Origin of the sequence: Halopenitus persicus (assembly GCF_002355635.1) — an archaeon.
GTDB lineage: Archaea > Halobacteriota > Halobacteria > Halobacteriales > Haloferacaceae > Halopenitus > Halopenitus persicus_A.
The window spans coordinates 2,045,472-2,060,066 of record NZ_AP017558.1 but is presented as its reverse complement, the minus strand read 5'-3'; the positions used below and the strand labels follow the sequence as shown (position 1 = coordinate 2,060,066).

Below are 14,595 nucleotides of genomic sequence, written 5' to 3'. Positions count from 1 at the left end.
TGGCTTGGATCTGCGGAGCGGCGGATGGATGACGGACCGACGGTCACCGGTGGCCGACGGTGGGGTGGAACGCTACCGACGCCGGGTCTCGGGAGTGACGTCGCCCTCGTAGACCACGCCCCGTTCGCCGTCGACGGTCACCACGTCGCCGTCGGCCACGTCCCGCGGGAGCGTGACGCCCGAGACCATCGGGACGCCGAGCTCGCGGGCGATGACCGCTGGATACCCGGTCATTCCCGGCCGTTCTCCGATGACGCCCGCGATCCGGGAGAGGTCGCCGGTGAACTCGCCGTCGAACGACTCCGGTAGAGCGACGATCGCGTCGGTCGACAGGGTCGAGAGGTCGCCGTCGGGCACCCTGACGACCGGCCCGGCGGCCCGGCCGCTCACGACCGGCTTGCCCGTGGCGATCGTCTCGGCGGCGACGTGAACCTTCAGGGTGTTCGCCGTGTCGGTCCCCTCGATCTCGGTCATCATCCCGGAGAGCACGACCAGCGTGTCGCCCGAGTCCGCGACGCCGGCGTCCATCGCGGCGTCCACGGCGTTGTCGAGCACGTGCTCGATGTCGGCCGCGTAGTCGGCGTACTGCGGGTTGACGCCCCACGAGAGCGCCAGTTGCCGGCGAACCCGATCGGTCGGGGTCGTCGCGACGACCGGCACCCCCGGACGGAACATCGCGGTTTTTCGGGCCGTGTAGCCCGACTCGGAGACGGCGACGATCGCGGTCGCGCCGACGTCGCGCGCGAGGTACCGCGCCGAGCGGGCGAGCGCCTCGGTCCGGGAGTCCTCGTCGGCCGTGGGAACGCGCTGGTCCCGGGTTTCGGCGTATTCGTCGCTTCCCTCGACTTGCCGGATGATCCGGTCCATCGTCTCGACGACGCGGACCGGATGGTCGCCGACGGCGGTCTCCCCGGAGAGCATCACCGCGTCGGTGCCGTCGAGCACGGCGTTGGCGACGTCGGAGGCCTCCGCCCGCGTCGGCCGACGGGAGTGAACCATCGAGTCGAGCATCTCGGTCGCGGTGATGACCGGCACGCCGGCGTCGACGCAGATTCGGATGATCCGCTTTTGGATCATCGGCACGTCCTCGAGCGGACACTCGACGCCGAGGTCGCCGCGGGCGACCATCACGCCGTCGGCGGCGTCGACGATCTCGGCGAGGTTCTCGACGGCACCGGCCCGCTCGATCTTCGCGAGGATCGGGACGTCGCCGCCCCCGGACGCGTCCAGGTGGTCGGCGATCGTGTACACGTCGGCAGCGTCGCGTACGAAGGAGGCGGCCACGAAGTCGGCGTTCGCCGCGGCCGCGAGCTCGAGCTCCTGCTCGTCGCCCGGCGTGACGAGGTCGACGTCGATGGCGACGCCCGGGAGGTTGACCCCCTTCCGGGAGCCCAGCTCGCCGCCGGAGTCGACGGTGGCGACGACGGTGCCGTCCGACTCCACCCGCCGGACGGTCGCCTCGATCCGGCCGTCGTCGAGCAGGACCGTGTCCCCCGCCTCCGCGGCCGCGATCGAGTGTGACAGCCCGACCGCGGTCGGCGTCACGGTCTCGCCCGGAGCGAACCGGACGTCGGTCCCGGCCTCGAGGACCACCGGCTGGTCGGTCTCGGCGGTTCGGACCTCCGGCCCCTGGAGGTCGACCATCACCGCGATCGGGGAGTCGGTCTCATCGTCGACCGCGCGGACCCGTTCGATGACCTCTCTTCGATGGTCCGTGGTGCCGTGGCTCGCGTTGAGCCGGGCGACCGACATCCCCGCGTCAGCGAGCGCGCGGATGGTTTCGACGTCGTCCGACGCCGGTCCCAGCGTACAGACGATCTTGGCGTTTCGCATACCTTCCGGTTGGCGGGGAGCTTCAAAACCCCTCCGCGACCCGGTTGGCGGGGAGCTTCAAAACCCCTCCGCGACCCGGCCGGTGACGCCACGCGGGCCGAGTCGAGAACGCGTTCTCGACCGCATCGCTTTTCTCGTCACCGTGTGGATCCGAACCATGCCGACGCTCGCGTGTTACGCCTGTGGCGAGACGGTCGAAGCGCCCGCACCCCCCCGCTGTTCCTGCGGCGAGCCACGGTGGTACGAGACCGACTCGGCCGTCGCCGAGTTCGAGTGGCCCATCGACCTCGCGGCCGGAACGTGGGCGTTCGCGGACCTGTTGCCGGTCGCCCCGCCCGCGGACGGACTCGCGACCGCCAGCGGGGGAACGCCGCTCGTTCGAACTCCCGCGCTCGACGAGTACGCGGGAGCGGCCGTCTCGGTCGCGGACGAGGGGCGGAACCCGACCGGCTCGTTCAAGGACCGCGGTACCGCGGTCGGGATCGAGATCGCCCTGGCGGAGGGCGCCGACGCGGTCGGGACCGTCTCGCACGGGAACATGGCGATGTCCGTCGCGGCCCACGCCGCGGCCGCCGGTCTCGAGTGTACCGTCTGCGTCCCGGACGACATCTCGGCGGAACGGATCCGGAACATCGGACGATACGACCCACGAATCCTCCGGATCGACGGCGACTACGGCCGGCTCTACTACGACGCGATCGAGGCGGGGGCCGAACGGGGGATCCGGTTCATCAACTCGGACTCGCCGGGACGCGTCGCCGGCCAGAAGACGACGGTGCTGGAGGCGCTCGACCAGCATCGTCGGCGAACCGGCGAGCTCCCGGACGCGATCGTTCTCCCGAGCTCCTCCGGCGGTCACGCCAGCGGCGCTTATAAAGGACTCTCGGATCTCCGGGCGGCCGGACTGATCGATCCGGACGCGGAGCCGGGCGCGGCGGACGCGATGCCCCGGCTCTACCTCGTCCAGGCGGCGGCGTGCGCGCCGATCGCCGAGGCCGCGGCACGCGGGGCGGAGACGGTCGAACGCGGCGACCCCAGCGATCGGGGCGAGACGATCGCGTACTCGATCGCGAACCCCGACCCGCCGAGCGGGACCCGCGCCCTGTACGGCGCCCGCGAGACCGGCGGGACGGCGATCGCCGTCCCGGACGACGCCATCCGCGAGGCGAAACGGCGGCTGGCGACCGCGGCGGGACTCACCGTCGAGGCGTCCTCGGCGACGTCGCTGGCCGGCGCCCGCCGGCTCGCTCGAGAGGGGGAGATCGACGCGGACGAGTCGGTCGTCTGCATCGCCACCGGATCGGGGTTCAAGGAGTCGGTCGGCGACCCGGACGACGTGCGGACGGAGACGGTGACGCTCGAGGCGTTCCCCGACGCCTTATAAGTGTGCTCGAGGCGTTGCCCGGATATTTATAAAGGATCGCAAGGCGTTCCTCGACGCCTTATAAACGACCGCGGGGCGTTCCCCGACGCCCTTATAAACAGTGGAGTCGATCCTCGATGCCGTCTTCCGAGCGGTCCCGGCGTTCGGTCGGCTACTTGACCTGCGTTCCGGGCTCGGCGTCGCCGTGGGTCGTGAGGAGGTCGGCCTCCTCGCCCGCGGCGAGCACCATCCCGTTCGACTCGACGCCGAACAGCTCCGCGCGCTCCAGGTTCGCGAGCACGATCACGCGCGTCCCCGGGAGCGACTCGAGGTCGTGGAGCTGCTTGATTCCCGCCACGATCTGGCGCGCCTCGACCCCCAGATCGACCTCGAGACGCGCGAGCTTATCGGCGCCCTCGATCCCCTCGGCGGAGACGATCTGGCCGACCCGGAGGTCGAGATCCTCGAACTCTCCGAAGCCGATCCGTTCCTCGGCCAGGGGTTCGAGGTCGCTCGCGGCGTCGTTACCCTCGTCGTCGGCGGCGTCAGCGGCAGTCTCGTCGGCGCTGGCATCGTCGGCGCTGGCATCGTCGGCGGCGGAGCCGTCTCCGTCCGCATCCTCGCCGTCGGCAGCGTCCTCGTCCGTGGCTTCGGCGACGCGGGCCTCGAGCTTCTCGTTCAGCTCCTCGACGCGCTCCTCGGGGATCTTCGCGAAGAGCTCGTCGGGCTCGCCGAAGGCACCCGCGGGCGGTTCCGTCGCCGCCTCGACGGTGACGTCGTGGACGGAGCCGTCCTCGCCGAGCTGGGCCCAGAGCCGCTCGCACTTCTCGGGGGCGATCGGCTCGAAGAGAACGGCGATCGCCTTCGCGATCTGGACGCAGTCGTAGATGACCTGCGCGGCGGCGTCGGGGTCGTCGTCGACGAGCGCCCACGGCTCGTTGCGCTGGATGTACTCGTTGCCGAACCCGGCGAGGGCGGTGACCGCGTCGCCGAGATCCCGGATCGAGTAGTCGTTGACCGCCGCGGCCACGTCGGCGACGGCCTCGTCGATCGCCGCCGCGACCTCCTCGCTTGCGCCCTCGACGTCGGCGGGGGCGCCGTCGTAGTTGCGGTGGGCGAACAGCAGCGACCGGTAGAGGAAGTTGCCGATCGTGCCCACCAGCTCGGCGTTCACACGCTCGCGGAACCGCTCCCAGGAGAAGTCGACGTCCTGCTGGAAGCCGCCGTTCGTCGCGAGGTAATACCGCAGCAGGTCCGGATGGAAGCCCTCCTCGAGGTATTCGTCGGCCCAGACCGCCCGGTCGCGGCTCGTCGAGAAGCCCTTGCCGCCGAGGGTGACGAAGCCGGAAGCCATCACGGCCCGGGGCTCGACGTGGTCGGTGGCGTGCAACATCGCGGGCCAGAAGATCGTGTGGTGCTGGATGATGTCGCGACCGATCACGTGGACGACCTGGCCGCCGTCGTGGTCGGCGTCGGCTTTCCAGGCGGCCTCCCAGTCGAAGACGTCCGCGCCGACCCGGTCGGCGTACTGCTTCGTCGAGGAGATGTACTCGATCGGCGCGTCGACCCAGACGTAGAGGACGAGGTCGGCGGCGTCGGTCTCGTCGGCGTCGGTCTCGTCGGCGTCGGTAGTCCCGTCGTCGTCGGACGGGTAGTCGATGCCCCAGTCCATGTCGCGGGTGATACACCAGTCCTGGAGGCCCTGCTCGATCCACTCCCGGGGCTGGTTACGGGCGTTCGAGGTCCCCTCGAGCCGGTCGAGGAACTCCGAGAGGTAGTCGGCGAACTCGGAGACCGCGAAGAACTTGTGGGTTCGTTCGCGGTACTCCGCGGGGTTCCCGCTGATCGTCGAGACGGGGTCCTCGATCTCGCCGGGCTCGAGGTGGCGCTGGCAGCCCTCGTCGCACTCGTCGCCGCGCGCCTGGGCCCCGCAGTAGGGACAGGTCCCCTCGACGTATCGGTCCGGGAGGTACTGGTCGTCGACGGGGTCGTACGCGACCATGATCTCCTTCTCGTAGACGTGGCCGCGCTCGTCGAGTTCCCGGACGAGCTCGCGGGTGATCTCGGTGTTCGTCTCGTCGTGGGTGTGGCCGTAGTTGTCGAAGTCGACGTTGAACTTCGGGAACGTCTCGGCGTACCGCTCGTGCCACTCGAGGGCGAAGTCCTCGGGGGAGACGCCCTCCCGTTCGGCGTTGACGGCGACCGGCGTGCCGTGCATATCCGAACCGCTGACGAACGCCGTTTGCTGGCCGAGTCGTTCGAGTGCGCGGGCGTAGACGTCGCCGCCCACGTAGGTACGGAGGTGGCCCACGTGGAGGTCGCCGTTGGCGTAGGGCAACCCGCAGGTCACCACCGCGGGGTCGTCCGTGGGGAAGTCTTCGTGGCTCATGGATGGGTGATGGGATCGATGGGTGTGATGGGTCGACTGTCGTGATCGCGCGTCGCGGAACGCAGTTCGTGGGTCGCGTCCGGTGGATCGCGGCTCGTGGGTCGCGTCCGGTGGATCGCGGCTCGTGGGTCGCGTCCGGTGGATCGCGGCTCGTGGGTCACGTCCCGTGGATCGCGGATCGCTCGCTCGTGTGATCGTTCCGGGCATCCGAACCTAAAGCCCGCCGATCCGCGGCGGCGTCCGCAGGGGCGGTCACGCTCCGTCCCGGTCCCGAAGCCTGTCGATCCGGTCGCCGAGGGGCGGCTGAACCTCGAACCAGACCCGCCAGTCACCGCGCTCGGGGACGACGCCCCGGCGGTCGGCCATTCGCTCGAAGGCGTCGGCCAGCCGCGACGCGCCGACGCGGTCGGCCGCCCGCGCGTCGGCGGCGTACTGCACCCGCCGGCCGGCCCACAGCGAGACGACGCCGACGATCGCCAGGGCGGTGAACCCCGCATCGAAGGGAACGAGCGTCGTGACGATCGCGGCGAGGATGGTCGTCACGCCGGCGACGCCGACCGCCCGAACCATCGTGTAGCGCGTTTCGACCCGGCCGGCCTCGGCCGCAAGGAGGGCGACCGCCAGGTCCTCGTCGACGCCTTCGAGCACGGTCTCGGAGACGAACAACACGCGTCTCCCGGGCGGACCGCGAACCGCGATCTCGACGGCGGCGGCCGTCCCGGCGTCCGTCTCCGCCCCGGATTCGAGGATCGCGACCGGCTCGACGTCGAGTCCGGCGGCCGACCGCAGTTCGTCGAGGCGAGCGCGCTCGGCGCGCGTCGGATCCCGCGTCTCCCGATACCTGTCGGCGACGTACAGCGGTCCGATGGTGACCGCAAGGACGGCGAGGATCGGAACGAGCGCGAGGACGAGGAGGACCCAGCGTCCCGCAGTGGCGAGGAGGACGGGTATGACGGATGCCATCAGAACTTCTCCAACAGGTCGTCGTAGAACTCCCCGCCGCGATCGTCGGCGAGCTTCTCGACGATGAGCTCGGGCGTGGATCTGGCGAGGTGGTTCTTCTGCGGCGAGCGGTTCACCCGGAGTTCGCCGTCGACGAGCCCGACCGCCTCGATGCCGTCGACGGCGACGTCGAAGTCGGCGGCGTCGCGGATCTCCCTGGCGAGGTGGGAGACGAACACGCCGGTGGCGTCCTGTCCCTCGAGCGCCTCGAGGATGCCGGCGATGATCTTCGCGGAGGCGCCGGGCTCGGTGATCGACTCGAGCTCGTCGACCAACACGAGCCGGCCGCTGGCTCCCGACACGAGGTCGCCGAACTCCCGGAGCGTGGCCTCGAAGGCGCCGGCGTCGAGGGTCCCCTGCGACTTCGCGTAGTAGTGGATCTCCTCGAACCGCTCGAGCCGTACCCGCTCGGCCGGGACCGGCATCCCCATCTGGGCGAGTATCGCCACGAGCGCGACCAGATCGAGCGTCGACGTCTTCCCGCCGGAGTTGACGCCGGAGAGCAGGGTCGCCCCGTCAACCGCGTAGTCGACCGGCTCGACGTCCGCGAAGTCGACGTCCAACAGCGGCGACCGGCCGCCGACGATCGCGAACCCGCCGTCCGCGGGGCCCCCGTCGACGTCGTCCGCGGGAGGCTCGGCGGCGGCGTCCGCGGAGGCACTACCGCCCGCGCCGCCCGCCGAGGCATCGTCGTCGCCGTCGACGAACGTCGGCAGCGTGCACCCGAAGTCGGCCGCGAACCGGGCGATCGCCAGCTCGACGTCACGCTCGAGCGCGTCGTGGACGAGGTCGGCGGCGGGCTCGCGGAGGTCCGCGAGGTCCGCGGCGAGCGTTTCCTTCAGCTCCGTCGCACGCTGGTCGCGGGCCGCGGTCAACTCCGTGCGAAGCCTGGAGACGGCCGCCTCGTCGTGTTCGACCGGGAACGTGGGATCGCCGCGGAAGATCCGGTCGGCGATCTCCGCCTCGCCGGGGTCCAGGCGGAGGCTCTCGACCACGTGCTCGGTGGCCGCCTCGAGGGCCGTGTCGTACTCGTCGGCGAGCTCCCGCGAGAGCAGCGAGTCGACGCGGGCGCCCTGTTCGACCAGCGAGAGGAAGTCCTGCCCCTCGATCGTCACGTCGCGTTCGCGGATGGCGTCCCGGAGGTGGTCGTTGGCGACCGACTCCGCGGTGCCGACCGCCGCGTCGAGGTCCTCGACGGCGACCGCCAGGCGCTCGTGTTCGTCGTCGCCGATCACGGTGCCGTCGTCGTCGAGCCGCGAGAGGGCGTCCCGAAGCGCCGCGGGATCGCAGGCCGGTTCCATCCCGGCCGCCTCGTGGACGTCCGCCGCGGCAAGCAGCCGGTCACGGTTCGTGGCGAAGAACGCGAGGAGCCGCTCCGGAACGGTCTCGGACGGCGTCTCGAGGGCGTCCGGTCGAACGCGCACGTCCCCCTCGACGTCGATCCCCGCGAACGACTCGTCGAGGACGACGACCGTCGCGTACGACCGGGCCAGCTCCGCGAGGTCGCGGCCGTCCTCGGCGATCTCCACCGAGAGCTCGGGAACCGCGTCCTCGGCCGCGGCGTAGCGTTCCGCGTCGGCGGTCGCGAGACAGCGCTCCCGAACCCGAACCGTCGGCGGCGACGAGAGCGGTTCGACGCCCGCGAGCGCCTCGAGGGTGTCGGGGTCCGGTTCGCGTTCCATGGCCGTCGAAACGACCGACTGCACCGACTCGATCCGGGACCGTGACGCCGACGGATAAAAGGTCTCGAGCCGCTGTGCCGCGTAGTCGGTGACCGTCCGGTCCTGCAGGAGGCCGACCGCGTCGCGGTAGATCTCGCGGGCTCGATCCGTGGCCAACACGCGGCCGTCGTCGTCGTGCCGGCTTCGGATCGCCCCGCGGGCGATCTGAACGGCGCGCCCGTGGGTCACGCCCGGCGCCCGCGCGATGGCGGCGACGTCGCCGTTGTGCAGCGCCGCCGCCGGGTCGTCGAGCTCCCGAAGGGCGTCGGCCGTCTTCGCCCCGACGCCGGGGATCGCCTCCAGCTCCATTCACTCCGGGGTATCGCGGGAACGGGCAAAAGGATGAGGGTCGGCGATCGGCCGGGAGGACGGCTGCGTCCGAAATGCCCGCGTCCGAAACGCCCGCGTCCGAAACGCCCGCGTCCGAAACGCCCGCGTCCGGAACGCCCCGGGAGTGACGACGCCCTTTTTTCCGCGCGGCACCCAGCGTCGGTATGGATTCGGCCACGGACACGCCCGGCTCACGGGAAGGACCGTCCCGGTCGACGACCGAAGCGACGACCGACGGCCTCGATCGCGACGCGCTCTCGCCCCCGCTCGCCCGAAAGGCCGATCTCGCCCGCGAATCGCTGGCCGCCCTCGACGGCGCCGTGATCGCCTTCTCCGGCGGCGTCGACTCCTCGGTCGTCGCGGCGCTCGCCCACGACGCGCTCGGCGACGACGCGGTGGCCTGCACCGCAAAGAGCGAGACGCTGCCGGCCGCCGAGCTGGACGACGCGGTTCGAGTCGCCGAGGAGATCGGGGTCCGCCACGAGATCGTCGAGTTCTCCGAGCTGGCGGATCCGGCGTTCGTCGCCAACGACGGAGACAGATGCTACCACTGCCGGACGATGCGGCTCGGGCGGATGTACGAAACGGCCGCCGAGATGGGCATCGAGACGGTCTGTGACGGCACCAACGCCTCAGACCCGGGGGAAGGACACCGCCCCGGCCTCCGCGCCGTCGAGGAGCTGTCGGTCCGATCGCCGCTTTTGACCCACGACATCGACAAATCGGAGGTCCGGGAGATCGCCGACGCCTACGGGCTGTCGGTCGCCGACAAGCCCTCGATGGCGTGTCTCTCATCGCGGATCCCGACCGGCCTCGAGGTGACCGAGGAGCGGCTGACGCGGGTCGAGCGGGCCGAGCGAGTGCTCCGCGACCGCGGGTTCAGCCAGTTCCGCGTCCGCGATCACGACGGACTGGCCCGCATCGAGGTCGCCCCCGAGGAGCTCGCGGACGCGCTCGATCCGGGATTCGCCGACGCGGTCGCCGACCGACTGCGGGAGATCGGATTCGACCACGTCACGCTCGATCTGGAGGGGTATCGAACCGGGAGCGTGAGTCCCGCCGACGAGGGTGAGAACGACGGGGATGAAACGGCCGATCGGGACGGCAGTCGGGACCGAACCGAAGCGGAAACGGACGGAACCGGAACGGACGCCGACGGGTCGGCCGGTCAGACGCTCGATCTCGGCCGCGAGTATCCGCGCGGCCGGTAGGGGCGTGCGGCGGCCGGGAGTATCAGAGGCGCTTCGAGCCGAGGAGTCAGCTTTCGTCGTCGCGGTCGTCGGGCAGCGATGACGGGTCGGCCTCGGATCCGTGGAGCGTGTCGTCGCGCTCGAAGGCGTAGATCGCGGGCCCCATGATCAGGATGACGAGCGTACCCGCGATCGGGACCGTCGGAATGAAGACGGGCAGCGTCAGTCCGACCGCGACGGTGAGGAAGACGAACGCCGCCCACAGCGGGGCTCGCGCGAGCCCGAGCCGGTCGGCGTCCCAGTAGACCGCGATCGCGGCCGCCGCGGCGAGCAACAGTCCGGATCCGGCGACGATCGGTGCCAGTGCCATACCCATCCTTCGTGCGGCCGGCGAAAAGCGTTCCGCGACGACGGCGCCGTGTGCCGGGACGGCGCCGTGTGCCGTGACGGTGCTACGGGTCGACGATCGGATCGTTCTCGAGCGGATCGGCGTCCCGCGAGTCGTCATCGAGGTCCGTCGAGTCATCCCCGGTATCGGCCGGACCATCGTCCGGATCCTCGGCCGAGTCCTCGTCCCGAACGGACCCCGGCTCGGGCTCCGGTTCGGTGACGTAGTCCCAGAGGTCGTCGGGATCGACGTCGATGCCCTGCCTGGAGAAGAATGCGGCGACGTTCCGGCAGTCCCGCTCGAGGAACGTCCGTGCGTTCGGGTGGTGAACGGTGGCGGCCTGTCCCAGATCGATCACGACGAGTTCCCCGTCGTGGATGATCAGGTTGTACTCCGAGAGGTCGCCGTGGATCAGTCCGACCCGGTAGAGTCGACGCATATACTCCCGGACGACCTCGTAGGCCGTCTCGGGGTTCTCGACGGTGACCTCCGAGAGCCGCCGCGCGCGGTCGTCGGCGTGGCCCACGAGCTCCATCACGAGCGCGTTCCGCTGGACGGCGATCGGCTCGGGGACCCGCACGCCGGCGCCCCGCGCCCGACGGAGGTTCGCGAACTCCTTTTTCGTCCAGGCCAGCACGGTCGCCTTCTTGTCCGAGGCGATGCCCTCGAACCGCGGGTCGCCCTCGAGGTACTCGCGCATCTGGGTGAAGTTCGAGGAGTTGATCCGGTAGATCTTCACGGCGACCTCCTGGCTTTCGTCCTCGCCGAACGCCTCGAAGACGTTCGCCTCCTTGCCGGTCGAGACCGGCCCGCCGAAGGCGGTGATGTAGCCGTCCTGGACGAGCTTGTAGATCGCCGCGAGCGTGGCGTCGTCGAAGACCGACCCGTCGAGTTTGAACTGGTCGGCGTCCTTCAGCCGCTTGCGGAACTCGTTGAACTCCCGGTCCTGTCGGCGGGCGATCCGGTCAGCCTCGGTGTCGGAAACGTCGAGTTCCTCCCACTCGTCGCCCGGCGACCCGTCGGACTCGAGCAGGTCGAACTCGTCGGTCATCTTCCGGAAGGTTCGGGGCGGACACGTATAGTGGTGTTGTCGTGACCGTCCGCGATCGGCTCCGGTAGCGGCAGCTCCATTGACGTCGTCGTCCGCACGCGGGTTCGACGTCGGATCGACCGGGAGGACTTTATCCGTCGCTGCCGGAGGTGGGGACAGTATGTCACACCTCGTCTCGACCGGCGTCGACGGTCTGGACTCGATCCTGGGCGGTGGGATCACCGCACAGTCGACGGTGCTCGTCTCCGGAAACCCGGGGACGGGGAAGAGCATCTTCGGGATTCAGTACCTCTACACCGGGGCGACCGAACACGGCGACCGGGGCGTGTACGTCTCGTTCGAGGAGAACGAGGAGGACATCCGGGAGGCTGCCGAGTCGATCGGGTTCGAGGAGTTCGGCGACCTCGTCGACGACGGCGAGATCGTCATCCTGGATAAACGTGAGATGCTCCGCATCGAGGACTTCACCGAGACGATCGACCGGCTCCTCGAGACGGTCTCCGAGGGCGAGTTCGACCGGCTCGTGCTCGACTCGCTGTCGATGTTCCAGCTCTTCTTCGAGGACGAGCACGAGAAACGGACCTCCCTCCTGAAGTTCTCCGACATCCTCAAGCAGAGCGGCCTGACCTCGCTTTTGATCAACGAACAGGGTGCGGTCTTCCCGGACACGGAGATCGGGCTGGAGAACTTTCTCACCGACGGGAACGTCTACCTGATCCAGACGCCGACCGAGTCGGGAGTCAATCGGTACGTGTGGGTCGCCAAGATGCGGAAACAGGACATCGACACCGACATCTTCCCGCTCGAGATCGGAGCGGGGGGACTCACCGTCCACGACCAGGCCGGCGGGTTCGCGATGATGGAGCGGTCGGAATCGCCCTTCTGAGCGTGCCGATCCCGGACGGGACGCTAGGCGTTCGAGAGGCTCCGCCAGGCCTCGTCGAGTCGGTTCGCGGCGCTGGTCCGCTCGGTGAGCTCTATCGAGACGCCGTCGTGAAACTCCACGACGACGCTGTCGACCCGCCGTCGATAGACCTTCACCCGCCGACGGTCGTCCGAGAGCGGCCGGTCGTGTAGCTCGATCAGGTCCGCCTCCTCCAGTTCGTCGATCCGGCGGTAACACGTCGCGATCGGGACGTCGAGCTCGTCGCTGAGCTCCTGTGCCGACTTGGGGTCGTCGGCGGCCGCGAGGATCTCCGTGTTGTACTTGTTCCCGAGCACCTCTATCAAGTCTTCCCCCGACATCCGATTCTCCGTATTGATTCTGCATCCGGGAGAGTATATACCCTTTCCTCCGATGCGGCGGCTCGAAGCGGCGGTTTCGGGACGCACTGCCACACGAACCGGAATACGTCCGACGCTCGGGGCGTCACATCCCACCCGGTTTCAGGACCGGTCTTGACCTCGCGGTCTCGCATAAGGGACCGAATCGAGTGCGGGCGTGGCGGCCCGCGCGCCGGGCGAGCGACGCGAGCTACTCGAAGTCGTCGATGAGTTCCGGAACGATCTCGAAGAGATCGCCGACGATGCCGTAGTCCGCGATGTCGAAGATGGGCGCGTTCGGATCGGTGTTGACCGCGATGATCGTCTCCGCTCCCTTCATCCCCGCGACGTGCTGGACCGCTCCGGAGATCCCGACAGCGAGGTAGACGTCCGGCGTCACGACCTTGCCCGACTGACCGACCTGCCGGTTCTTCGGCAGCCACCCGTTGTCCACGATCGGCCGCGAGGACGAGACCGTCGCGCCCATCGCCTCCGCGAGATCGAAGATCAGCTCGAGGTTCTCCTCCTCCTCGATCCCGCGACCGACCGACACGAGCACGTCCGCGTCGGCGATGTCGACGTCGCCGTCGCCGACCTCCTCGTACCCCTGGACGCGCGCGCCGGACTCGCCGGGATCGACGGCAGCGTCGAACGACTCAATGGTCGCCTCGCCGGCCCCCGTCGCGGCCGGCCACTCGCCGCCCCGGATCGTGATCGCGAACCGGTCGCCGTCGACCTCGATGGTCGTTTCGACCTTCGAGCCGTACTGCTCGCGGGTCACGGTCAGTGCGTCGTCATAGGCGACGTCGATCGCGTCGGTGACGAGCGGGACCCCGAGGCTCTCCGCGACCGCGGGCGCGTAATCGAGCCCGTTGACCGAGTTGGGAAGGAGAAGGGTCGTCGGGTCGTGTGCGTCCACCAGCGCCTCGACGGCGCCCTGGTAGACGGAGTGGTCAAACTCCTCGCCGACCGCGACCGTGTGGATCGCGTCGACGCCTTCGCGGTTGAGCGAGTCGGCGTGCGCCTCGACGTCGCCGGAGACGACCGCGACGTGGAGCTCGCCGCCGATGGCGTCCGCGAGCTCGCGGCCGGCCGTGAGTAGCTCGAGGGAGATCTCGCGCAGCTCGCCGCGACGGTGTTCGGCCACGGCGAGGACGGCGGGGTCGGCCATCAGGCATCAACCCCCTTCTCACGCAGGACCTCCGCAAGGCGACCGGCCGCCTCGCCGGGGTCGCCCTCGATGATCTCCGCGTCGGACTCGCTTTCCGGCTCGTACATGTTCGTGACGGTCAGCGCACCCTCGACGTCGTCGGGCGAAAGGCCGATGTCGGCGAGGTCCTTCGTCGCGATCTCCTTGCGCTGTGCCTGTCGGATCCCGCGGAGGCTCGCGTATCGTGGCTCGTTGATCCCGGTCTGGACCGTCAGGACGGCCGGAACGTCGACCTCGGTCAGCTCCTCCACGCCGCCCTCGAGCTCCCGGCGGACGTTCGCGACGCCGGCGTCGGCGTCGAGGTCGAGGTCGTTGACGACGGCGGCGTGCTCGAAGCCGATCCGATCGGCGAGCGCGACGCCGGTCGCGCCGAAGGCGTCGTCGGCCGCCTGGACGCCGGTAAGCACGAGATCGGGGTCCTCCTCGTCGACGACCGCCTCGAGCAGGTCGACCTTCGTGTCGACGTCGAGAAACGCTTCCGCGATCGCGTCGTCCCAGACCCGGACGGCGCGGTCGGCACCCTTCGCGAGCGCCATCCGGATCGTCTCCTCGGACCGTTCGGGACCGATCGTGAGCGCGACGACCTCGTCGGCGATCCCGTCCTCGGCCAGGCGAACGCCGGCCTCGATCGCGTAGTCGTCCCATTCATTGAGGTCGTACTCGAGGTCGCTCTCGGCGATCTCGGTTCCCTCGATCGCGAAGTCGTCGCCGACCTCGGCCACCTCCTTGACGGTTACCAGCACCTTCATAGTGAATACCTACCACCAGTCCGTGTAATGGCTTTCGAAACCGGTCGTCGTCTGGACATTCCGTATCGAGCGACGTGACGGAGGTCCCTGAGGACGTGGACGAGTA

At 69.7% G+C, this 14,595-nt stretch carries 12 protein-coding genes; 3 read left to right on the top strand and 9 right to left on the bottom strand.

Features of this window, described 5'->3' with window-relative positions; all coding sequences use genetic code 11:
• Window positions 1-72 precede the first annotated feature (72 nt).
• Complete coding sequence (gene pyk, locus CPZ00_RS10045; protein ID WP_096390757.1) at window positions 73-1,833, bottom strand: pyruvate kinase; 1,761 nt, start codon at window positions 1,831-1,833, stop codon at window positions 73-75.
• A 157-nt stretch (window positions 1,834-1,990) separates the two neighbouring features.
• Between pyk and CPZ00_RS10040 the strand changes: the two genes are divergently transcribed.
• Complete coding sequence (locus CPZ00_RS10040; protein ID WP_096390756.1) at window positions 1,991-3,217, top strand: threonine synthase; 1,227 nt, start codon at window positions 1,991-1,993, stop codon at window positions 3,215-3,217.
• A gap of 151 nt (window positions 3,218-3,368) precedes the next feature.
• Here CPZ00_RS10040 and metG read toward each other — a convergent pair whose 3' ends face one another.
• From metG to CPZ00_RS10025, 3 genes are all read right to left on the bottom strand, one after another.
• Window positions 3,369-5,585 carry a methionine--tRNA ligase gene (gene metG / locus CPZ00_RS10035; protein ID WP_096390755.1) on the bottom strand — a complete coding sequence of 739 codons (2,217 nt, stop codon included), beginning with the start codon at window positions 5,583-5,585 and terminating at the stop codon, window positions 3,369-3,371.
• Between the two features lie 252 nt (window positions 5,586-5,837).
• Complete coding sequence (locus CPZ00_RS10030; protein WP_233255071.1) at window positions 5,838-6,548, bottom strand: peptidase; 711 nt, start codon at window positions 6,546-6,548, stop codon at window positions 5,838-5,840.
• On the bottom strand, window positions 6,548-8,617 hold the full coding sequence (locus CPZ00_RS10025) for a MutS-related protein (RefSeq protein WP_096390754.1): 2,070 nt from the start codon (window positions 8,615-8,617) through the stop codon (window positions 6,548-6,550). The genes CPZ00_RS10030 and CPZ00_RS10025 overlap by 1 nt, the downstream gene beginning before the upstream one ends.
• 185 nt (window positions 8,618-8,802) lie before the next feature.
• On the opposite strand from CPZ00_RS10025, the gene larE reads away from it, so the two are divergent.
• Window positions 8,803-9,849 (top strand): ATP-dependent sacrificial sulfur transferase LarE, encoded by a 1,047-nt coding sequence (larE, locus tag CPZ00_RS10020; protein ID WP_096390753.1) that lies wholly within the window; start codon window positions 8,803-8,805, stop codon window positions 9,847-9,849.
• A 46-nt stretch (window positions 9,850-9,895) separates the two neighbouring features.
• Here the strand turns inward: larE and CPZ00_RS10015 are convergent, their stop codons facing one another.
• Window positions 9,896-10,198: a hypothetical protein gene (locus CPZ00_RS10015; protein ID WP_199243348.1), complete on the bottom strand. Its 303-nt coding sequence runs from the start codon at window positions 10,196-10,198 to the stop codon at window positions 9,896-9,898.
• Window positions 10,199-10,280: 82 nt separating this feature from the next.
• Window positions 10,281-11,267 carry a serine/threonine-protein kinase Rio1 gene (gene rio1, locus CPZ00_RS10010; protein ID WP_096390752.1) on the bottom strand — a complete coding sequence of 329 codons (987 nt, stop codon included), beginning with the start codon at window positions 11,265-11,267 and terminating at the stop codon, window positions 10,281-10,283.
• Window positions 11,268-11,427: 160 nt separating this feature from the next.
• Between rio1 and CPZ00_RS10005 the strand changes: the two genes are divergently transcribed.
• Window positions 11,428-12,153, top strand: a complete 726-nt coding sequence (locus CPZ00_RS10005) for an RAD55 family ATPase (protein WP_096390751.1) — start codon at window positions 11,428-11,430, stop codon at window positions 12,151-12,153.
• Between the two features lie 23 nt (window positions 12,154-12,176).
• Here the strand turns inward: CPZ00_RS10005 and CPZ00_RS10000 are convergent, their stop codons facing one another.
• The 3 genes from CPZ00_RS10000 to CPZ00_RS09990 all read right to left on the bottom strand — a co-directional run bounded on the left by CPZ00_RS10000 (window position 12,177) and on the right by CPZ00_RS09990 (window position 14,489).
• Complete coding sequence (locus tag CPZ00_RS10000; RefSeq protein ID WP_096390750.1) at window positions 12,177-12,512, bottom strand: ArsR/SmtB family transcription factor; 336 nt, start codon at window positions 12,510-12,512, stop codon at window positions 12,177-12,179.
• A 229-nt stretch (window positions 12,513-12,741) separates the two neighbouring features.
• Window positions 12,742-13,701, bottom strand: a complete 960-nt coding sequence (locus CPZ00_RS09995) for an electron transfer flavoprotein subunit alpha/FixB family protein (protein WP_096390749.1) — start codon at window positions 13,699-13,701, stop codon at window positions 12,742-12,744.
• Window positions 13,701-14,489 carry an electron transfer flavoprotein subunit beta/FixA family protein gene (locus CPZ00_RS09990; protein WP_096390748.1) on the bottom strand — a complete coding sequence of 263 codons (789 nt, stop codon included), beginning with the start codon at window positions 14,487-14,489 and terminating at the stop codon, window positions 13,701-13,703. Before CPZ00_RS09990 ends, CPZ00_RS09995 begins: the two co-directional genes overlap by 1 nt.
• Window positions 14,490-14,595 lie beyond the last annotated feature (106 nt).